General features: G+C 32.9%; 17 protein-coding genes. 11 read left to right on the forward strand and 6 right to left on the reverse strand.

All coding sequences use genetic code 11. From position 1 onward, the window contains the following. Positions 1–179 precede the first annotated feature (179 nt). Positions 180–665, reverse strand: a complete 486-nt coding sequence (locus tag LEP1GSC059_RS04540) for a putative lipoprotein (protein ID WP_002179636.1) — start codon at positions 663–665, stop codon at positions 180–182. A 55-nt stretch (positions 666–720) separates the two neighbouring features. Beyond that, entirely contained in the window at positions 721–2,661 is a 1,941-nt protein-coding gene (locus tag LEP1GSC059_RS04545) for a glycoside hydrolase family 36 protein (RefSeq protein ID WP_017214517.1), read from the reverse strand. Positions 2,662–2,777: 116 nt separating this feature from the next. Between LEP1GSC059_RS04545 and LEP1GSC059_RS04550 the strand changes: the two genes are divergently transcribed. Together LEP1GSC059_RS04550 and radA are read left to right on the forward strand one after the other, a co-directional pair. Then, entirely contained in the window at positions 2,778–3,416 is a 639-nt protein-coding gene (locus LEP1GSC059_RS04550) for a ribonuclease D (RefSeq protein WP_017214518.1), read from the forward strand. Next, complete coding sequence (radA, locus tag LEP1GSC059_RS04555) at positions 3,413–4,792, forward strand: DNA repair protein RadA (RefSeq protein WP_017214519.1); 1,380 nt, start codon at positions 3,413–3,415, stop codon at positions 4,790–4,792. Before LEP1GSC059_RS04550 ends, radA begins: the two co-directional genes overlap by 4 nt. A 216-nt stretch (positions 4,793–5,008) precedes the next feature. On the opposite strand, the gene LEP1GSC059_RS04560 is transcribed toward radA, so the two are convergent. Further along, positions 5,009–5,545: a DUF1564 domain-containing protein gene (locus tag LEP1GSC059_RS04560; RefSeq protein ID WP_017214520.1), complete on the reverse strand. Its 537-nt coding sequence runs from the start codon at positions 5,543–5,545 to the stop codon at positions 5,009–5,011. A gap of 999 nt (positions 5,546–6,544) precedes the next feature. On the opposite strand from LEP1GSC059_RS04560, the gene yqeK reads away from it, so the two are divergent. Next, a complete protein-coding gene (yqeK, locus tag LEP1GSC059_RS04565) occupies positions 6,545–7,141 on the forward strand; it encodes a bis(5'-nucleosyl)-tetraphosphatase (symmetrical) YqeK (protein ID WP_002179626.1) in 597 nt (198 codons plus the stop codon). Between the two features lie 468 nt (positions 7,142–7,609). On the opposite strand, the gene LEP1GSC059_RS04570 is transcribed toward yqeK, so the two are convergent. Next, entirely contained in the window at positions 7,610–7,999 is a 390-nt protein-coding gene (locus tag LEP1GSC059_RS04570; RefSeq protein ID WP_017214523.1) for a hypothetical protein, read from the reverse strand. A 250-nt stretch (positions 8,000–8,249) separates the two neighbouring features. On the opposite strand from LEP1GSC059_RS04570, the gene LEP1GSC059_RS04575 reads away from it, so the two are divergent. From LEP1GSC059_RS04575 to ruvA, 3 genes are all read left to right on the forward strand, one after another. Further along, on the forward strand, positions 8,250–9,203 hold the full coding sequence (locus LEP1GSC059_RS04575; protein WP_017214524.1) for a helix-turn-helix transcriptional regulator: 954 nt from the start codon (positions 8,250–8,252) through the stop codon (positions 9,201–9,203). A gap of 600 nt (positions 9,204–9,803) precedes the next feature. After that, the gene (locus tag LEP1GSC059_RS04585; RefSeq protein WP_017214526.1) at positions 9,804–10,283 is read left to right on the forward strand and encodes a flavin reductase family protein; all 480 of its coding nucleotides are present in this window, start codon (positions 9,804–9,806) and stop codon (positions 10,281–10,283) included. 508 nt (positions 10,284–10,791) lie between these two features. Continuing rightward, positions 10,792–11,430 (forward strand): Holliday junction branch migration protein RuvA, encoded by a 639-nt coding sequence (gene ruvA / locus LEP1GSC059_RS04590; RefSeq protein WP_002178730.1) that lies wholly within the window; start codon positions 10,792–10,794, stop codon positions 11,428–11,430. Between the two features lie 463 nt (positions 11,431–11,893). On the opposite strand, the gene LEP1GSC059_RS04595 is transcribed toward ruvA, so the two are convergent. Continuing rightward, positions 11,894–13,708, reverse strand: a complete 1,815-nt coding sequence (locus tag LEP1GSC059_RS04595) for a WGR domain-containing protein (protein ID WP_020980331.1) — start codon at positions 13,706–13,708, stop codon at positions 11,894–11,896. Positions 13,709–14,637: 929 nt separating this feature from the next. Here LEP1GSC059_RS04595 and LEP1GSC059_RS04600 point away from each other — a divergent pair. The 3 genes from LEP1GSC059_RS04600 to rsmI all read left to right on the forward strand — a co-directional run bounded on the left by LEP1GSC059_RS04600 (position 14,638) and on the right by rsmI (position 17,617). Next, positions 14,638–15,426, forward strand: a complete 789-nt coding sequence (locus tag LEP1GSC059_RS04600) for a M23 family metallopeptidase (protein WP_020980350.1) — start codon at positions 14,638–14,640, stop codon at positions 15,424–15,426. Beyond that, on the forward strand, positions 15,427–16,239 hold the full coding sequence (locus LEP1GSC059_RS04605; RefSeq protein ID WP_002178829.1) for an HAD family hydrolase: 813 nt from the start codon (positions 15,427–15,429) through the stop codon (positions 16,237–16,239). Between the two features lie 643 nt (positions 16,240–16,882). After that, positions 16,883–17,617 carry a 16S rRNA (cytidine(1402)-2'-O)-methyltransferase gene (rsmI, locus tag LEP1GSC059_RS04610; RefSeq protein ID WP_020980346.1) on the forward strand — a complete coding sequence of 245 codons (735 nt, stop codon included), beginning with the start codon at positions 16,883–16,885 and terminating at the stop codon, positions 17,615–17,617. Positions 17,618–18,036: 419 nt separating this feature from the next. Here rsmI and LEP1GSC059_RS04615 read toward each other — a convergent pair whose 3' ends face one another. Further along, complete coding sequence (locus LEP1GSC059_RS04615) at positions 18,037–18,816, reverse strand: RluA family pseudouridine synthase (protein ID WP_020980366.1); 780 nt, start codon at positions 18,814–18,816, stop codon at positions 18,037–18,039. Positions 18,817–19,703: 887 nt separating this feature from the next. Between LEP1GSC059_RS04615 and LEP1GSC059_RS04620 the strand changes: the two genes are divergently transcribed. Next, positions 19,704–20,315 (forward strand): helix-turn-helix domain-containing protein, encoded by a 612-nt coding sequence (locus LEP1GSC059_RS04620; RefSeq protein WP_002178678.1) that lies wholly within the window; start codon positions 19,704–19,706, stop codon positions 20,313–20,315. A gap of 390 nt (positions 20,316–20,705) precedes the next feature. Then, entirely contained in the window at positions 20,706–21,677 is a 972-nt protein-coding gene (locus tag LEP1GSC059_RS04625) for a hypothetical protein (RefSeq protein WP_017214534.1), read from the forward strand. Positions 21,678–21,757: the final 80 nt, after the last annotated feature.

Below are 21,757 nucleotides of genomic sequence, written 5' to 3' on the forward strand. Positions count from 1 at the left end.
AAAAATATCGTCTGGAAAGAATTGATAGTGATATACTTTGTTTCCGATTCGAATTCCGGTATGTCCTCCACTGGATTGCCCTATGTTCGAATCTACATAAATAAAATCTGCGGTTGTAGGAGTTGAGTAAAGCCCCGTCGCAAAGAACAGGGCTATCCAAAACAGAATGGAAAAAAAATTTAGAATTGATGAAATCCTTTTCGGATGGATTCTACAATTTCTGGATTGGAAGTTTTGATTTCGGAAAGAAAGGTTTGAAATCTGTCTTCCTTTACTCCCGCTTTTTTAAGCCCACTTCCAATTCCTACATACGTTACGCGCAACGACTTCCAGTTTGTGAGTCCGTTGTGAAGAGCCAAAGTCGTAAGATCATTTTTAAATTCAATTTCTTGAAATCCGTTTTCTACGTGAATTGCTGTCAAATCTCTAACATCTTTGAGATACGCTTTTTCTTTTTTTTCGTCATCGTCTGAAGAAGATGAAAAGATAGAGCTTACCGACGTGGAAAGTGATTTGATTGATTTAGAAAGACTTTCCAAAGAATCGGAGGATTTACTGAGAGAATCGACTGCCTTGGAAACGGAGTCAGAAATAATACAGTCATTGATAGAAATGATGGTCAGCCCGAATATAAAAGCGATCAGTAGTTTTTGAATACGTTTCATCAAACGAAGTCTCCTTATTTTCGGTTGGAATCTTATTTTATAGCTTGGCCTTCAGTCAAACAACTTTTCCGGTTTGTAATACCACGGATCCATAAGCTGGGAGTTTTAGTTTTAAAATCCCCGTTTTTCCGGAATATTCCAAAGATTCTGGAACTTGCCCGGTCCAATAATCTGTAAATTGTTTGAGTTTGGAAACGAAAGGAGTTTTTATTTCGATTGTATTTTCTATTTCGCTAGGATTCCAAATTCCTAAAAAACCGGCCGGATTGTAAAGCGCAGATGGAAAAAGCCCGGAACTGATTCCTACCGGAATCGGAGTTTTATTTTTACATTTGGTTCCTAATTCCAAAGTTCTTTTTAAAAAGCTGAGTCTTTCTTCTCCGATCAGAGAAAGATCGTCGCTGATAAAAAGTATTCCTCCGCTTACCGCCATTACGCTCGCCATCAATTGGGTTTGTGAGGCGGTCATTTTATTTTTACTTTCTCGAACTAAAAGACAATCCGGATCATTGATCCATAAATTTCTATGCATCGAAGAACGGTTAATATCGTTGATCAAAGCTCTTTCCGTACAAATGGCGTGTTTGTCTTTAGATAGAATTCTCACTTTTTCTCTTCCCCAAAAAGGAGCTACGTCGCAACTGATTCGCATCGCGTCAAAAAGTCCGATCGAAGGATAGATAGGGGCTCCACATCCAAGTAGGAATATTTCTTTTCCTACTACCTTGCGGATGAACTTGATCGTATCCGTATAACGCTTGTGAGGTGAAACTCCACGGTCGTAAGTCCAGCCAGGAAGTAAGGCTGCGTAGAGAAAATCTAGTTTGAGATAAGAATAATTAAATTCTTTTACGATTGTTTTAAACACGTTTTCTAAAAAATCTTTAGAAGTAGGATGAGTTACGTCTATACAATACGTATGATCCATTCCCCAAAGAGGGTTCCAGAGTGCGGGAGTAGGTTTTCCGTCTCTGTCTTTTAAAACTGCTTCTGGATATTTTTGGAAAAATTCGGATTTTTTTCGAACTAAAAAAGGAGCGAGCCAAATTCCAGGAGTCAATTTTTCTCTTCGAATTTCTTCGGCTAACAGTCTCATTCCGCCAGGAAATTTATCATTTGTAGTCAACCAGTCTCCTATTTCTTTTTGATAACCGTCGTCTATCTGAAAGAATTGGATCGGAAGTTTTTTTTCTTTTACGAGTGAAAGATTTTTCAGAATGATTTTTTCGGATATTTTAGTATAGTATTGATACCAAGAACACCATCCGGTGGGAACTGGAGTGGTGGAAATTTTTACTTTATGAGCTTTTCCTAATTCACTAAAATACTTTTTTAAGTGTGATTCTGGTTCGATCGTAAAACGCGAAATTCCTATTGGAGTCAGAGAAATTTTATTTCCTCTAAAATCCTCGTAATGATAAAAGTCATAGATCAAAGAAATTCCTGAGTTGGAAATTTCAGGTTTCTTTTTAGAATTTTCCAGTTCTTCTTTTCTGGAAGTAGAGATGACTCTGAATTTTACTCCTTGTTCTCCCGGGCCGATTGCACCTGCAAAGTAATTTGGTTCTTTTGAAGAAGAAATCAGAAGGACCATTCCTTCGCTGTGCCAATCTCCATTTGCACCGGAATGATGTGTGTAAAAATTCTCCTGACAATATCTTAGAAAATCCAGCTTTGGAGATTCGTCTACTTCCGAAAGTGGATAAACTCCGGAAAGGCTCCAGGATTGATAACCGTGTTGAAAAATTTTAGGTTCGCTCAGTTGGTGTGATGGAAGTTCAATTTCCAGGGTAAGTAATTCTGTTCCAGCCTTGGGTCTTTGCTCTCCGATCCATTCTAGATGAGGTTTGAAAGTTTCATTCTTTCCTGTTTTTTTATGCCCAAGAGAAAGTGAAAAATTTCGACAATCGCTGTAGGTTTTGGTTTCTTTACTTGATATTTCAAAAATGGATGTAAAGGAATTCTCATAGACTTTGTAGTTTAAAATGGCTCTCATAATCTCTATCGCTCATCTTTTTCTTTTTTCCGAATGGAAACTTTTCTATAATAAGAGAATTTCCACTTCGTATTTTTGATTCCCGAAAACCGCGTGGCACGGATTATTATGAAATTATGCCTCTAAAACCTTCAACTATAAAACCAGAGCTTTTTCTTGGAGATCTTTCGGAACAAAGATTTGAAGAATATAAATTGGACGATCGTTTAGCAGTCGATTGTGAAATGATGGGACTCAATCCTAGAAGAGACAGACTTTGTGTAGTACAGATTTGTGATTCTTCGAATAACGTAAGTTTGGTTCAAATTCTTCCAGATCAAAAAGAAGCCCCATTACTTAAGTCTTTATTTGAAAATCCTGAGATCGTAAAAATTTTTCATTTTGCGAGAATGGATTCTCTTTTTCTACGTTATCGTTTGGGAATCAATTTGCAGAATGTATTTTGTACAAAGATTGCTAGTAAACTCGCTCGTACTTATACGGACAAACACGGTCTAAAAGATCTTATCAAAGAATTTTACGACGAGGTCATTGATAAAAAAAATCAGTCTTCCGATTGGGGAAAAAAAATTCTTACTAAAGATCAGGTAGAGTATGCTAGTGGAGACGTTAAGTATCTGATTTCTCTAGAACAAAAACTTACTGAAATTTTAGTAAGAGAAGGTAGGGATTCTTTGGCAAGAGAAGCTTTTCGTTGTCTTCCGGTTTTTAATCAGATCGATTGGCTTGAAATGCCGACTCTTTTTGAACATTGAAAAAGAAACTTATTCGAACCTTTATCTGTCAATCTTGTGGTCAGGATTATACTCGTTGGGCGGGGAAATGTGAATCCTGCGGGAGTTGGAATTCAATTGTGGAAGAGATCGGTGGTGAACGTTTCTCTTCTTTGAATGTAAGTTCTCAAAAAAATAAATCTTATAAGGAACCAATTCCTTTAGACAGAGTAGAAGAAGAATCTCTCAAAAGGATGAACACCGGTTTAAAAGAGCTGGATCTCGTTTTAGGGGGAGGACTGGTTCCAGGTTCTCTGACTTTGATCGGTGGAGAACCTGGTGTTGGTAAGTCCACTTTAATTTTGGAAGTTTCACGTTATCTGACACAGTCAAATAAAAACGTTCTTTATATTTCTGGAGAAGAATCACCTTCTCAAATTAGGATGCGCGCCGAAAGAATGAAGATACGCGCTTCTAATCTTTTTGTTACATCTGAAACGGTTGCTGAAAATATTTCTTCGATGATTGAAGGAGAAAGGCCCGCCGTGGTTTTTGTAGATTCGATTCAGACGATTGCAAGAGAGGCTCTTCCAAACCAAGCTGGGACTGTAACACAACTCAGAGAATGTACTCAAGTTTTATTGGAGACTGCAAAACGATCTGGAATTCCAATTTTAATGACCGGACATATTACCAAGGAAGGGACGATCGCCGGACCTAAAGTTTTAGAACATCTTGTAGATACGGTTCTTTACTTTGAAGGAGATAGACTTAATTATTATCGTTTGCTTAGAGCGGTGAAAAATCGTTTTGGTGCAGTTGGTGATCTTGCGATTTTTGAAATGTTTTCTGGCGGTTTAAGAGAGGTAGGGGATCGAAACCGTGTTTTTGTAAGTGCTGGTGCAGAAGAAAGAAGCGGTTCTGTGATCAGTGCGGTGCTAGAAGGTAGCAGGGCGCTTACTGTGGAAGTGCAGGCTTTGGTCAGTAAAACTGGTTTTGCTCAGGCAAGGAGAATGGCGGAAGGCCCGGATACTCGTCGTGTGATCTTACTTGCCGCTGTGATTGAAAAGTATATTAAAATTAAATTAGGGGAATGTGATTTATTTAGTAATCTTGCGGGAGGTTTGAGTGCGGATGAACCAGCTTTGGATCTTGCGATTTGTGCCTCGATTATATCTAGTTATCTGGATCAACCTCTTCCCAAAGGGACTTGTGTTCTGGGTGAAGTTGGGCTTTCGGGAGAAGTACGTAGTATTGGTCAGGCTAATCTTAGGGTTAAGGAATTGGCTGGAGTTGGTATGAAGAAAGTAATTTTGCCCGAAGGAAATTTAAGCGAATTGGATCAAAACTTAGAGATACAAATCAAAGGGATTCGTTCTTTGAACGATCTCCGTTCTATTTTTCCGGGAGCCAATTGAATTATTTAATAAAGTATATTTTTTGAATATTCTTTTTTTATAATTTAACGTTTGTTCCAAAATATTCATAAAATCCTAGGAAACCAAAAATTTAAAGGCCTATCGCTTTGGGACGATCTTTTCGTTTCTGTAAGTAACAAGGCGAACGCAATTATTATGTTGTGCTCTTTTGAATTTGCTCGCTGACCTTAACTCTCGAAGAGCCAAACAGTAATTTTACGTAGAAAACCATTCCAAGTCTAAAACGTGAAAATAGGATTCTGGTTCACAGTATAGTTTTCGAGTTACTCGGTTGTTTGGCAGGTCTAAGTGCAGGATATAACTGTAAGACCAGTGAAATGTGGGAACTCCCGCCCGAACCGTATTCAAGATAGAATTCCCGACCCCAAGAGCTTCCAATTTCAAAAGATAATTAAAAAGATAACACCTAGACACACCATGAGCCTGAGCCAACGTTCCCAAAAGAGTCCAACTTCCGGAAGGAACACGAACATTGATTCGTTTCATTTTTAATTTACCTGGACTAGGTTGATATAAAGTTCTGCCCGCCTTGTTGCCGAGACGTTCCGACGAAGAAAGATATTTCCCATAAATTTTCAAAAGTACAGGAATTTTTTTAGTAAGCAACTTAACGTCTTTTTCAGGAAAAAGAAGCCAAGTATCTTCTGGAATCAAAAGAGTCACAGTCTCGGAAGGATCTTTTTGAAGTGTAGAACTAATTTCATGATCAGAGTTGAGTAATAAAACGCCCATACTCATTACGGTTCTCGCAAAGAGTAAAACGGATTCAATTTGAATCAAAAAATCACATATCTTAAAAAAAAAATTGAGAGCCAAAACTAAAAAAAACATAAGCTTATTATAATTTTAGAATATTTTTTTAAAACCTGAGTTTAATTTAAAGTAACCTCTATAAAATGCAAAAAGAATCATTGTCCAATCAAATTTTTGTGTGACATTGCCGTTTTACGAGTATCATAGAAATTAAAAATTTATTTTAGAGGAGTTCCCTTAAAAAAATACATGCAAAAAAGTAAAATTCCCTTTTTTGCATGTAAAGTTAATATAGGTAGATAGAATTTTTTGAAAGTGTGGGAACTACTGCAGAGTTTTTTATGAAAGTACAATTTTAAATTTCAAAAAAGTGAGCCTTCTTCAAATTGATGGCACAGTCGTGTAAAAGCAAAAAGAGACGTAATTTGTGGAATCTTTCATAAATCTATGTTTTACAGTTGGATTTTGGAAATGCGGGAACTATTACAAATTAAAATTTCACAATGAAACTTTCAAAAACTTTGGAATTTTACTTGAGTTGGTCCGTAAAAATAGCTGTAGTAGCTCCCACATTTTTGAAGAAAGATAAATTTTCCAAAATTAAAAATTACTTATGTTGAATTCACATTACTACTCGGACGCATGTTAGTTTGATCTAGTTTTAAACTGTAATTTGTGGGAACTACCACAAAAAAAGCCGTTCATTCCAGATTCGATGTAATTTGTAAGAACCTTTACATCTTCACAAAGGCACTTATTAATTTTTAGTATCATTTATCTGAGCCTAAATTCGGGTCTAGTTTTAGCAGTAGTTCCCACAAATTACGTTTCTTACAGCAATTTATAGACTTTTGGATAATTAAAAAATTGAAAATTTAAGTTTTTAAGACAATCCAGTAGAGTTACGAAACATTACCATCGTTTTTATATTCAGTAAGTCGCTGGACATACCAACACGATTTCAAAAGTTAGAATTCAATGACTTTACAAGAATTGGAAATTCAAATTCAAAAGTTTAAAGAGATCGTTCCCACAGAAATTACGAAAACACGTTGGGAACATTCCATACGCGTGGCAGAAATTGCAAAAGAACTTGCGATCGTTCATTGTAAAGAAGAAGCAGGGTTTGCTTATTTAGCTGGGATTGTACACGATATAACAAAACAAAAGACTCCTGAATTTCATAGAACGTTGTTCATGGAATCGAATCAGAAAGAATTGGAACAACTTCCTTCTGCCGCATGGCATGCATATTCGGCGGCGATTTATCTCAAATCGCAATATAATTTACAAAACGAAAAAATATTATCCGCAGTAAAAAACCATACTTTAGGAGCAGAAACTCCCGGGCCTTTGGATCTAATATTATACGCAGCCGATTTTTTAGGTTCAGAATACGCAGAACAAAATCCACATTACAAAAATTGGAAAGAAGAAGCTAAAAAAAATTTATATCAAGGAGTTTTGTGTAAAGCCAGAAATACGATAGAAGATTTGATCTCATCTGGAAAATCGATTCATCCGCAAACTGTTTTTACTTACAATCTTGCAATCTCAAAATGTTTTTTATCCTAAATAATAATATTTAAATTTCATAAAATTCTAAATATTAAATTGATACCGTGTTTCGTTTCATGTGTGAATTTTTTGAATGCAGAATTCTTCTGTCTCAAAAACTTAAAAAAATGAGTCTATTGTCGCATTGTAACAAAACGTAGTAGTTTATATAAATTACATTTTTTTAAATAATTACAGATTTTGAGTCGTGTTATTATCGTTATTCGGAAATGAATTTTTGCTGAAACATAGCACAATGGAAAAGAGTTGTTGAAAAATTAATTCTCCATCAGTTTATTTTTGATGGGAACGGTCAATTGAAGCAATTTTTTTAAACTGAACTATAGAATTTTTCAACAACTCTAATATCCAAAATGTTATCAGGTAGAATCTTTTTTAGAGGTTCTCCAAAAATCAAAAAAACTTTTAAGTCCGCGATTTTAAGAGCGCTTAAAACGAAATGTCTGGTTTTAGAAAGATCGTCTTTTAATTGTTAGTTGATCGATCCATAACCCAACCCACCGTAAAAGAAATAAAAATCATAGTGAGGTAACGAAGTCCTATTTGGATAAAATAATTCTCCACGTTCATTTTAGACATAGGAAGTAAAATTAAAAAGTCCAGGCTCCAATTGATTGCAAGCCAGATGAATCCTGTGGCGAAGAGAATCCTAAATTTTTTCCCTGAAATTTTCAAAATAAGAGAGGCTAACAAAACGCAACCTGTGAAATTTCCTACAAGAATCATCACGGTTTTGAATAAAAATAAATCGGTCAGTAATTTTCCGTCTCTGGAATGAAACGGAATTGCAACAGCAAAAGGAATTAACCAGACTAAAAAACCATAACTAAAGATACGAACTAAATGTTGTTTCATAATATTCCTTGTAAATCACATAGTAAAATTTAAAAGCAGCTTACGAGCCGCTATATTGGAACACAATTCATAATTATATATTTTTGATTCATAACAAAATTTTAATCTAAGAAATTGACAAGAGATGTCATTTATTTTCTAAATTTAAATAAAACGAAAATCAGTTTTATCATAATCAAAAAAGATTTGTATTGAAATTAAAAATTATATATGACAATACTTGTCTTATATTGAACAGTAAACTGGAAACATGCGTGCCGATAGACTTCTTTCCATACTTTTACAACTGCAAGCAAAGGGCAGGATCTCGTCTAAGGATCTGGCAAAAAAACTAGAAGTCTCTGAAAGAACGATTCACAGAGACATGGAAGCCTTGAGCGCTTCTGGAATACCAGTATTTGCGGAGCGAGGATCCAAAGGAGGTTGGGAATTATCGGAAGGATATAGAACCAATCTTACCGGAATGAAAAAGGAAGAGATCTTTTCTATGATTCTCACGAGTTCTACTCGAATTGCATCCGATCTTGGACGAAGAAAGGATTTAGATTCGGCACTTATGAAATTTATGGCTTCGCTTCCTCCTGCTTATCAAAAAGAAGCGGAGATGGTTCGACAAAGAATATATGTAGATGGTGCTGGTTGGAGTTGTTCAGAAGAGGAATTCCCTTTTTTATCTCTCATACAAGAAGCAGTCTGGCAGGAAAAGAAAATCGAATTGCGATATAAAACGGATGAAGAATCTAAAAAGAGAATCGTTTCTCCTTTGGGACTTGTAGCTAAAGGAAAAATTTGGTATTTGGTAGCGAAATATGAAAAAGAATTCAGGACTTTCCGAGTTTCAAGGATTATAGAAGCCAAGTTACGGGATTCATTTGAAAGACCAAAGAAGTTTGATTTAGAGAGATACTGGAAAGATAATACACTGAATTTTTTATCTAAAATTCCAACTTATCCGGTGCATTTTAAAATTCGCGTTTCAAAATTCTCTTTTTTTAAGAATATATTATCCGCAAGAATATTAGAATATTCAAAAATAGATAAGGATTGGGTTGAGGTAAAAGCAGATCTTGAAACCAAGGAATGGGCGTTACATCATATCTTAGGTTTAGGGGATTGTGTCGTTTTATGGGAACCAGAGGAATTGCGAAAGGTTGTGTTGAGTTCTGTAGAAAAAATTATAGATTTCTATTCTAAAACTTTATAATAGAGTTATTGAAAATTTATTTTTGTTTAATTTAACTCTTTTAAAATTATTTTTTGTTTCCATCAGTGCAATTACTTCCTTTTTTGTTCAATTTTTTATTTCCTTTTTAATTTCCTGCTTCTAAATTCATTACAAATAATAAGAGCAGTAAAATTGACATAGAATTAATTTTCATAATGTATTTATATTATAATATTCTAGAGCATAAGTTTCTGAAAGGGTAAGGCAAATTATAAAGATTTATTTACACAAATGAATATTTAGAAAAATTACTATACTCATTCAAATCAAAGATACAATAAGGTTGTTTAAAAATGAATTCTCCATTTGTTTCTATTCTATGGAAACGATCGATTGAAGCAATTTTGTTAATCAACACTATGGAATTTTTCAACAACTCTAATACTCTCTTTGATTATAGATTTTTCTTCTTTGATAGGACTTTAAAAACGATAGGTTCGAATCGCAAAATCCAATCTATTTATTGGGATAATTGAAAAAAAATGGCCAGTCAAAAAGTTGTAGTTTTATGATTTCCCTATCTTTCTTTTCTTATTTCGATCGATTGACAGAGGGCCTTTCTATTTTAAGGTAGACCTTATGAAAATTACAGACGAAGTTTTTAAAAACGCACTTTCCCATTTTCCATCAGGTGTAACCGTTATCACATATTCTTATTTTGGAAAACACAGCGGTCTTACCGTTAGTAGTTTTAGTTCTCTTTCTTTAGATCCTCCTTTGGTTTTATTTTGTCTTCAAAAGAATATAACGAGTCACGATCCTATTCGTGATTCTGGAAAATTTGTAGTGAACATTTTAGCTCAAGGGCAAGATACTATTTCCAATCAGTTTGCATCAGGTAAAACTGATAAACATTCTTTCATTGAGGAACTTGGTTGTAAAACCGGCGATTTAAAAGTTCCTATTTTACCAGGAATTCTTTCTTACATTGAATGCGAAGTGGATCGGTTTGTAGACGGTGGGGATCATTCTATTGTAATCGGAAAAGTGATTTCTGCAGGATCGGATGATGAACTACGACCTCTATTGTATTACAGACGTAATTATTATTCAATTTAGAATATTTAAATATACTTTTATTTCAAAAATGAAGGTATGTTTTAAGTTGGTTGAATTTTTACTGTGTATTTCTTTTTTGTGTTTAGAACCGATCCCTATGAAATCAAATACTCATAAAGATTGTGACAGAGCATCGATTAACGCGGGGAACTCAGCAGAACACTCTTTCAAATTTCAGCGTTTCGTTTCTATGAGCGTTCGAAGTAACTCAGCGTCTCACTCCTGACGGGTCGTTCTGTAGATTGCGTTCTATAACAAATTGAATTTAGAAAAAGATTTTGTTTTTAAGCAACCCCCTGATTTGTTGATTGGAGTTGAAAGTGAAAGCGCGGTCCAGCAACGTCGGATTCGCATAAATTTTTTTACACTGAATTTACATGATTGAATGGAACGGTAGAATATCTGTAGTTTGTCATTTTATCTTATCGCTAAGATGTTTGTTTTAGTTGAATGTTCGTAGATTAAAAATTTATCTTTACTATAAAAATAAAAAACTCCAAGTGGATTTATGATTTCAGGTTTAAAAGGAACTCTTAAAAAATTAGAAGTAGGATTTGCACATATAGAAACTGGGGGAATCACTTATGAAGTGACGATTTCTTTTAAAACCTATTTGGAATTAAAAAATCTTCCTTTGCAAAAGGAAATTCAATTGCAAATTTTTCACGCGATTAATGAAAGAGGACAAAAACTATTTGGTTTTTTAACGGAACAAGACAAAGAGTTTTTCAAGGTAATGAAAGGTCTTCAAGGAATTGGAGAATTGACCGCACTCAAAATTTTATCCTTTTTTTCTGCGGAAGAGTTGTATCGAATCGTTCAATCTGGAGAAGCAAAAGAACTGGAAAAAATTCCAAAGGTGAAAGGTAAAACTTCGGAAAAAATTTTTTTCGAAGTAAAACAAAATCTCAAAAAACTAGAATTATTTTTATCTGGTTCTTCGAAAGAGTCTTCCGTAACTTTAACTTCTCTTTCTCAATCTCCGGAAGAAATTGCATTTTCCAAAAAGAGAGAAACTGTAATTCTTGGTTTAGTTCAATTAGGATTTGAAGAAAAGACAGCCTCTAAAGAGGTAGATAAGATCCTAAAAAATTTCTCATCGAACGATCCCGGAGAAATTATTCGCGAGATCCTAAAAAGTCTTTGAGAACTTTAGTTTTTAATTGATTAGAAAAACAGTATATATTAAAATTCTATATCTAAACGAGAGTTCGTTTTTTTGCCCGTAACTGAAGTCTTTAAGAAAGATATAAGAATTTGTTGAGTATTTACTCAGAACGAAAGGATAAAAAAATACCGCTAATTTTTATCGTAAAAAACCTTTTTGAACACAAAATATTGTAGTTTGTAGTTATTGGAAGTCATCTCAAAAATATCTTAGAATAATCGAATCAGCATTTAAGCAAAGATAAAGTATTTTTGAGATAAATTATAGTAATAAATAGAAGCGATACAGATTGATCTTTTGATAAAATACTGGAATACAGTAGGGTTGTTGAAAAATTCGATAGTTCCCGATCAATAAAACTGCTTTAATCTATCATTTCCATGAAACAGAAACTGATGGAGAATTAATTTTTCAACAATTCTACTGTAAATTTATCTTTCGTTTAGAATCCGGTTATTGTAAAAATTTCTCCGTTATTTTTATAAAGATAAATCATTTCTTTTTCTATCAGAAAGTCGCATATTCCCTGAGAGAAGTGTTTTTCGCAAGTTAGTTCAGGGAGTTCATATTCTGTAATTTGATTTGTGTCTGGTTGCCAAATAGAAAAGCTGTAGTAGTTTTTATTTTTGCGTTTAGATAATAGTATGAGGTAAAATTGATTTTCAAAAAATTTCCATGCAACAACTCCTTTTTTTGGGAAAAGTCTTGCCATAGTGTTTATTTTTTTATCTGCATAAGTAATCAAATAGAGACCGAAGCCTGAATCTGGATCGTCGTTTTTATCGACGACTGCAATTCTATTTTTGTCTAACATAGAAATTACTTCGGGTTCTATAATTGTATTATGAGGTTTTAAAACTAAACGTTGAACGGACGAGTTTTGCAATTGATACAAAATTACCTCATCCTGCCCGATCAGCCATAGAAGATCCTCCCAAATACAAATATCCCCAGCCTCGACGTGAGATTTGTATTTATCCATAGCATCATCTAACTTTACAACCGAGTCCGTCTCTATATCATAAACGTGCAATCCCCGCCATTGTGTAACAGAATTTGAAAAATAAATCTTATTCTTATAAATTCTTGCACCATGCATTGGTCCGTCTATTTTTTTTAATTGTTGAAATTCGTTATTTTCCAATTTGATAAAACGGACCGAATGATCATGAAAGATTTCTAAAGTATTTTCTTGGATTCGAACTTTGTGAAATGAATTAGATTTTTCCGATTTAAGTAAAATAGGCAACGAAGGGTTAGTTATATCATAATATACTAATAGGTCTGAATTGATATTAGGGGAATCTATTTTTGCAACTAATATTTTTTGTTTAGGAAAGATGAATGATCGAATATATCGAATTTCAATATTTTCCGGTAAAGTAAGTGTTCCTATCTTTTTTATATTGAGCTGATTGGTTTGGATTTTTTTTGCAGGTTCCGGTTCTAAACGAAGATCTAATAATTCAGCGCATCTTTTTAAAAATGCAGCGCCTATGTTAAAGTTAGGGGTAAGATCAAGAATTCCGCCGTGATCGTAAAAAATAAGAGAAGGTTCATTTGAGGGATTTTTTTCTTTCGGATGGTATATCCAGAAATTTGAATAATCGCTCATTGGTATTTTTATTGATTTTAGCTGATACTCGTTCAACTCAGTTTCGTCTAATTCAAGATCATATACAGGATCTAAATCCACCTCTTGTAAAAATACACCGTTATGATTTTCGTCTATAAAGGATAGAGTAGAATGATGAACCATTTTTTCTTGGAATGTTTGAGGCCACTTGGTATATTTATTTTTATCTCCTGGTGGTCCGGCTATCAATTGGAAACCTTTTTTAAAAAGAATCGTAAGTGTATCGTTTTTTATTTTTGCGTCTTCGACTTGACTAAATAGAGAAGTTAAGATTTGTTTGTATCCGTCTGTATCCATTAAATATTCAAAATATTTAATTAACTCTTTTTGTAAGTCTTTGGACTTTATAATTTCGTTCCATTTTTCTATATGATTTTTTAGAACAGGTTCTGGTGTAGTAGCTTTTACAAATTCGTTCTCATCTATATAACCTTTTTTTAATTTTTCAGAGAGTAATTTTTTTGCTTCTCTAAGACAGGTTTCCTTATCATCGAAGTTTTTAGTCTGTGTTTGACCTGAAAAACCAGTTTTTCCATAGATTACGGTGAAAGAATTTCCGGAAACTTCTATCTGCCAAAATTTATTGGAGTTTCCTTCTTTGAATATTAGGTGATGTTTCATATACGTTTATGACTTTGATTGCAATTTTGGGATTGTTTAAAAACAAATTCTTTTTATAAAACTTTACTTTAGTTTTTTGGAATTAACATTTTTATTTGAGAAAATTTCAAAATGGTTCTTTGTAAATCTTGTGTTGGTATTTTGTTCATTTTTTATGGGCTCTTATAAAAGATATTTTCCAAATTTTAAGACACGTTTTTTGGCCTGTAGCGCTGAAATCTTTTGTTGTAGCTTAGATTTTTTTAAGATTTGTTTTTCTCATGGATATTTGATTTAGATTTTTAAAATGACCAACGATTTAAGTTTTTTAAATTACTAATTATTTGTATATTAAAATCTAAAAATGTGGGAACTCTTACGAATTAGAGATTTTACAGATAAAATCTAAAAATGTGGGAACTCTTACGAATTAGAGATTTTACAGATAAAATCTAAAAATGTGGGAACTCTTACGAATTAGAGATTTTACAGATAAAATCTAAAAATGTGGGAACTCTTACGAATTAGAGATTTTACAGATAAAATCTAAAAATGTGGGAACTCTTACGAATTAGAGATTTTACAGATAAAATCTAAAAATGTGGGAACTCTTACAAATTTTAGATTTTACGGATAAAATTTTTATTGAACTGTGTTCGTTTGAAAATCTACGTTCATTCTTAAATAAGAATAAATTCTCAATAAAACGAAAAAAGTAAAAATTCTTTAAAAAAGAGTAATAAAGTATATTTTTAAGTAAAAATGAAAGATTTTCCTTTTAAATTATCAAATATCTTTGATTTTTATATCAAAAACTATGAGGAAAAATCCTTGAATGGAATTCTAAAATTAGAAGACTGACTTCAGAAGTTGTTTTCCGTTGCCGAAGTTCCATTTAGGTCTCGGGTCTCCTCGGGTTTTCTTTGGCGACATATTTTGGAAGAAACAAAATGAAAAAAAAAACCGGTTACATACTGGCGGGATTCCTTGTAATAGGGTTGCTCTTCAGCATTAAATCCTTTGCCAATACAAATCTCGAAGAAATTAAATTAGATAATCAATACCTTCAGACCTACAGAGGTCAAGAAGGGATTTGGATCGTTCCCAATCGAGTTAAAGAATCGATAGGGGATTTGATTCATAATTTTGGAACGACCGAACACGAAATCAAAAGGATCAATGGAATTCCGGATAATACAAGGATTCCACTCACTGAACCTGTATTTTTTCCCTACAACGAAAACTTTATTAGAAGTCTTTTATTAGAAGATAAGGGACGTGAAATATTTAGATCTGATCAGAGAGAATTTATTTGGCCGATCAGTTTCAAACATTCGTTTGTAACTTCTCGATTGGGAAGAAGGTGGAACGCAATGCATTCCGGAGTTGATATAGCCTGCCCAACAGGGTCTATTGTCATTGCCGCTGCGGATGGAACGGTTTTAGAATCAAAAAAAGATGGCGGTTATGGAAATAAAATTCTACTTTCTCATCCTGGAATCAACGGAATCAATACACTCTACGCGCATAATTCTGTTCTTTATGTAAAAGAAGGGGATAAAGTAAAAAAGGGACAGATCATTGCACTTTCCGGAAATACGGGCCATACTACTGGACCTCACTTACATTTTGAAGTTCGTTATCAGAACGTAGTATTAAACCCGGAACATTATCTTCCGGTCTTTCAATCTTCTTCCGAGGCTCGTGTTGCGATTGCTCGGGAGACAATTGAAGAATAAGTGACTCTCACGCGGGATTTTTGGGATCCTGAACATTATGATATTCTAATGCAGTTGCGGCCAGGCACGGCTGCATTCGATTTTGATAATACTCTTGTAAAAAACGACTTTGGGGAAGCAGTAATGGAGTCCTTTCTTTTGGAAGGAGTTCCGGCCTATAAAAAAGACATTTCTATTCTTTTAGGAGAGAATGGGGGCAAAGCGCTTTCTTATAGATTTCAAAATCCGGATTTATTTCGTTCTATTGTTCTTTCTCAATACGAGACTATTCAATCTCAATTTGGACTGGAAGCGTCTTATCGGTGGAGTTCTTGGATATTTTCTGGTCATTCTCCCAGAGAATTGAAAGAAATTTCTAAGAAGGTCTGGAACCAACACGCTATCGATTCAGGTAGACATTCCGTTAAAATTTACCAACCGATGAAAGAACTCTTAGATCATCTAATTGAAAACAAATGGAAAATTTGGATCGTGACAGCTTCTCCAGAAGAAATCATACAATCTGTTTCTCATCTTTTTGGAATTCCGAGTGAAATGGTTTTGGGAATGCAGTTGTCCGTTAAAAACGAAGTTCACTCTCCTGAAATTTTAGAACCTTTCACGTATGGAATTGGAAAAGTAGAAAGATTAAAAATAGCGATGGGCGGTTATGCAGATCTTGTTTTTGGAGATTCTATCAATGATTTCGATTTACTAAATTCGGCAACCCAAGCGGGAATTTTTTTAGATAGGGGGAAAGGTGTAATACCTCCTTTGTCCGTAAAAATTCAACCGGTTGAAAATTGGAAAGTATTGGATCAAGTGTTTGTATGATTCTTTTAATTTTGAATTTACAAACTTAGATAGAACGTAAAAATTTTAGTTATAGAATTATTCTATCAAATCTAAAAATAAGAATCGTCCAATCACTTTCCCATAAAATCTTGTTATGTGGTTATCATCAAATTAAACATTTATTTTATATAGATTTCTTATATGTATAGTAGGCGTAAAGTGGAAGTTAAAAACATATTTCTGGAAAAGTAGTATCAACTTTTAAGTGATCCAATGTGATCTTGAAACTAGTTTTTATATTTTCGGTAACCTCTTTAGAATTGAATATAATGGAGTTATTGAAGAGTTTTTTACCTATTACTCAAAACTATATTATAAAGTACCTAATATTTTACATAGAATCAGCGTTTTGTGATAGAATTAACGGTATTTATTTTTATAGAGATTAGTATTAGAGAAGTTGTATTTCTGTTTAATAAAAAAGAAACGAAAGAAAGTTAATTTTTCAACAACTCTAATGGATAAAAACAATTTTAAAAATATTTTGTCTTACTCAAAACTATATAACAGAGTGTTACGAATTTTTATCGCAAAAACTCGTTCGAGTACGGAATTGTTCGCTACATAGTTATCAATGGAATTGAATTACAATAAAATTCGAAATTTAAAAGAGTTATAAAGTATGAAAATCGAATTTCAAAAAACCCTCGTTTTAGTTTCTGTTTCTTTGGGGAATCCTGGTGATCTGACTACAAGGGCTAAAGATTTATTAGAACATTCTGATATACTTATAGGGGAAGAACCTGGGATTACTTCTAAATTACTCAAATCGATTTCAATCTCTAAACAGTTTTTTCTCTGTAATGAACATACAACTCCTGAAGAGATTAGAAGTCTTGGAGAAGCGGTGATCAATGCGGGATTAACCGTTTTGGTTTCTGATGCAGGAACTCCTGGAATTGAAGATCCCGGCAGGGAACTTATACAAGAGGTTTTGAGAAGAGGCGGAAATGTACGTAGTGCGCCAGGTCCAATTGCGTTTGGAGCTGCCTTGAGTATTTCCGGTTTTAAAATTTCTCCGTTTACTTTTTGTGGTTTTTTTTCCAGAGATTCTGCCGAGCGAAAAAAAGAACTGATCTATTATTTAAAACCTGGACATACGATTGTTTTTTACGAGACTCCGTACCGATATAAAGCGGTGCTTCGCGACTTGGATTGGGTTTTTAAAAAGATAAAGGATGATAGAGAAATTTTTTTCTGTTTGGATTTAACACTGAATTCCGAATTTCAGTTTCGTGGTAAATTAGAAAATCTTCTAAAAATTTTAGATACTCTTCCTAAAGGAAATCCTGTGATAGTTATTTCTCAAAGAAAAGAAAAGTGGGATCGATTTTCAAAATCAAAAAAATTAAGATGAAGTTTTCAGTAAAATAACCTAAATTTAATGTAAGGGATCCATAATTCATTTTTTTTTAAAAGTTGGTAAAAGTAAGATGAAAGAAAATTTATAAGTAAATTAAAATATACTATTTATAAATTAGAATTGTTTAAAAATAAATTCTCCGTCTGTTTCTGTTTTATGGAAACGATCGATTGAAGTAGTTTTGTTAATCTGAACTATGGAATTTTTCAATAATTTTAGTATATATTTTTTCTCATTAAAAACCATTTCAAAAATACTTTATCTTTACCTAAAATGCTGATTGTAGTTATTCTAAAATATTTTTGAAATAGTTTATAGAGTTGTTGGAAAATTAGTTTTCTTTTTTTCATTAAAACGAATTGATAAAAACGTTTTATTAATCGTAGATATAGATTTTTTACATCGAATTTACGTTATTTTAGAGAGAATTTAGAAAAAATAGAAAGATCTAAAATGACGTCTTCTAAAAATTCTTGAAAATCGGCTGGAGGAGGACAAAAAATTTTTTCTTCTTTACCTTCTTCTGTTTGAAATGCAAAACCAATTGCGTGTAATAGTGTACGTTTTACGGGTGAATTTTTTATATGAAACTCGTTTGAGTTTTTTTTTAAAATTTTGTTTTTTGTCTGAACTGGTGAAACGAATTTTAATTCTTTTACATTTGGTTCGTTGTTTTTTCCATAAACACAATCTCCTAAGATAGGATATCCTTTTTCGCTTAAATGAAATCGAATTTGATGTCTTCTGCCAGTATGTAGTTTTGCGAGTAAAACAGAATAATTTTCTTTGGAGTTCTGTTTCAGAGTCAAAAATTCCGTGATCGCTTTATCTCCACCTGAAAAAACTTTACGAACTTTTTTGTTTCCGTCTTTGATATAACAGGTTTCCGTAAAATGTTTTTCTGTAATTTGTCCAGAAGTTACACAAATATAAATCTTTAATGAATTTTTTAGAATCTGGTTGGCTTCTTCGTTTTTATCCGGATTTTTACAAAAAAATACGAGACCACTTGTATCCAAATCCAATCTATTTACAGTTCTAAGATATTCTAAAGAAAGTTGTTTTTGAAGTTGGTCAGTAAAATTCTCTCGTTTCGAATCTTTGGTTGCATGAACTGGAATGCCAGGAGGTTTTTCTGCAAATAAAAAAGATTTACTTTCATAGAATATTTTAATATTAGAATGTTTTTCCATAGTTCTTTTGTCGAGGTTAAAGAAAAATTTTGGTTTATTTTATTTTTAAAAAAGTCTTCCGTTTGTGAGGTTACTTTTGGATTCTTTTACTTTTTTTATAAAATAGAAACTTTTTGTTATAGATTTTTTGGATTTGTTTAAAACTTCGAAGGTTTTCATTCTAATTTTTTATACTGGATTGTAAAGTGAGAATGGACGTTTTTAGTTTGTTTTAAATGAAAGGATTCGGCCTTTCGTTAATGGAACTTGTGTAAAATGAATTTTTCATTTGATAATGATTGTTAAACGGTAATTTTATGTAAAATCCGATTTTTAAAATAAGAGTTATTGAAAAGTTTCATAATTCAGATTAACAAAACCATTTCAATTGACTATTTCCATGAAATAGATTCATTTTTAAACAACTCCTTTATCTTTGATTTTATTAAGATTCTATTCCTACAAAAACTTATAAAAATATATTGTTTAGAGTTATCAAATAAAATAATCAATATTTTTTTGTAATAAGATTTTGCGATAAAAATTTGAGGTAGTAATAATAATTCTTTAGAAATTTCTAATATAATACTGGAGTTTCCACTGGATGTTTGAAAACGTTACAGTTTTTATTATTACTCTGACGCATAAAAATAATACTTATGCTGTACTTATTTCAAAACTTAACACGTTAGATCTCTTTCAAAAAGTCTATAAATTGGAGTTAAATGCAATTTTTCCAAAACTTTCATATCTTTGGTAAAATCGATTTGGAACTTTTAGTATTATTTTTATACGTACTAACAGTAAATTTTCGTAGTTTTTAAGTTTTGAGACAAGCGTTACGTCTATTTTTTCAAGTGGTAGTTTTAGATTGACAAATTTCTGCTATATTAGATAAAAAAGAGCAAATGAACCCAGCTATGGAAGAATTAGAAGAGGGGAAGGAGTCTTCCTCCGAACATATCACCGAAGTCGTCAAAGAAAATCTAAAACTCATTCGCCATACTAAAGGGTTCTCTTTGGATAAACTCGCTTCTCGATGCGGAGTCAGTAGGGCGATGCTTTCTCAAATTGAACAAGGGAAAAGTGTTCCAACCATTTCCGTTCTTTGGAAGATTGCAAATGGGCTCAATGTACCTTTCAGCGAATTACTCAAAGAAAAAGGCACCGAAGGTGTAATTGTTATGAAGGCGGAAAACACCAAGGTTTTATTTTCTAGTTCTAAAGTTTTTTCCAGCCGAGCGCTTTTTCCTTATAATGGAAATCGCAAAACAGAGTTTTATGAACTTATTTTAAAACCGGGAGGGATCGAAGTCGCGGACCCTCACTCATCCGGCACGACTGAAAATATTGTTGTAGTTTCTGGTAAACTTCGCCTTAGGGTTGGCGAAAAAGTTGTGGAGTTGGAACCAAGAGATTCCGTTTTTTTCAGAGCGGATATTCCTCATGAATATTCTAATCCGACAGATCAAGAAACTCTAATGTATTTGGTTATGGATTATAGAGACGAAATAAATTAGAAAATTATAAATCTTTTAAATATCTTTTGATTGAGTAAAAAATCTTAGTTTATCGTTTCAAATTTTAAAATATGTCTTCATTTTTAGTAAAATTTTTTCCATCCTTTGGCATAAGTTTAAGAATCTATTTTATTAAAGGAAAACCTCTATAAAATGAATTTTTTATTTAAGAATAGTCGACAAACGGCGATTTTATGCAGGAAATTTAATGATAGATCGTTGTATTGGAATTTTGTAGAGATTCTTGAACGTTTATTGTTTCGTTAAAGTAGATACAATTTTATATCTGATTTTAAGGATGAATGATGTAGTTTTAAGTCTTATTCTAGTAAATGTGGGAACTATTACAATTTTGAATTTTACGATATTCTCCTTTGGATCTAAAAAAGAATGTTAAAACGTTTTCATCCAATTGTTTTGTTTTTTTTAAGTTTCTTTCTTGTTACAATTCCATTTTCGTTTTTATTTTCGGAAAGTGTTTCGTCTGAATCGAGTTATGCGGAACAGATTTCCTGTCATCCAAACGATTGTATCTCTTTTAAATTGGAGGAGCTTCTTTCTGAAGGTGTTCGATCTAAGGTTTTAGATCTTATGTCGGAGAATGCTGGAAAAATTCTGATCGATTCTTCCGATTTTCCTAGAAAATTTGATTCGGAAGATTTGAGCGATGTTAGAACCATTTTGGAAGAAATTTCAAAACGAGATGGTAAGGTTGCGATCGAAAAACTACATATTGCTGTTCGTTCATTTCAACTTCCTGATCCTCCTTTTCTTAAGGATGTTGGTCTTGTTGGTTGGGATGTCTTTAAAAGGATTTATAAAAAAATTTATTATAGAAAAACTTCCGACTATCACGCTAAAGTTTTATACCATCCTGAGACATTAAACGTCTTTCTTATTTATTTTGTTCATCGTAAATACGGCGATATTTGTAATACAGTTTTTGCAAGCTGTAATGAAATTGAATATTTAGATGATGATACGTTTGATTTACAATTGTCCGCGGCTTTAAAAGAATCCAAGGAAAAAAAGATTCCGATCAAGGTTGTGTTTCGTCAAACGAAAGCAGTTCTTCCAGAAGGAAAGATCGATTTAGAATTTTTAAAAGACGTCAATCGTTCTACTCGAATTTACAAATGGATGATCGCTGGGAAAGAAATAGAAATAAAGCCAGTTACTAAATCTAGATTTTTGGTTTTTCAAGCGGTTGTCACTGCGATCGATTATTCTTTAACCGTCTACGATTTGATTTCTGCTTTAATGATGTATAAGCCGGCTTTGGAAAGAAAATTAGAAGTAAATTATATCGAAGGAAAACAGATTGATTCCGTGATCTTTTTTCCTCCAGAAGATTCTAAGTAGTCGTGAATTTGATTTAAAGAACTAACTTTCATAAAATTAAATTTCTTTATAGAAAGAACGTGTAGTTCTCACATTCAGCT

The sequence above is a fragment of the Leptospira noguchii serovar Panama str. CZ214 genome (assembly GCF_000306255.2).
GTDB classification, from domain to species: Bacteria; Spirochaetota; Leptospiria; order Leptospirales; family Leptospiraceae; genus Leptospira; species Leptospira noguchii.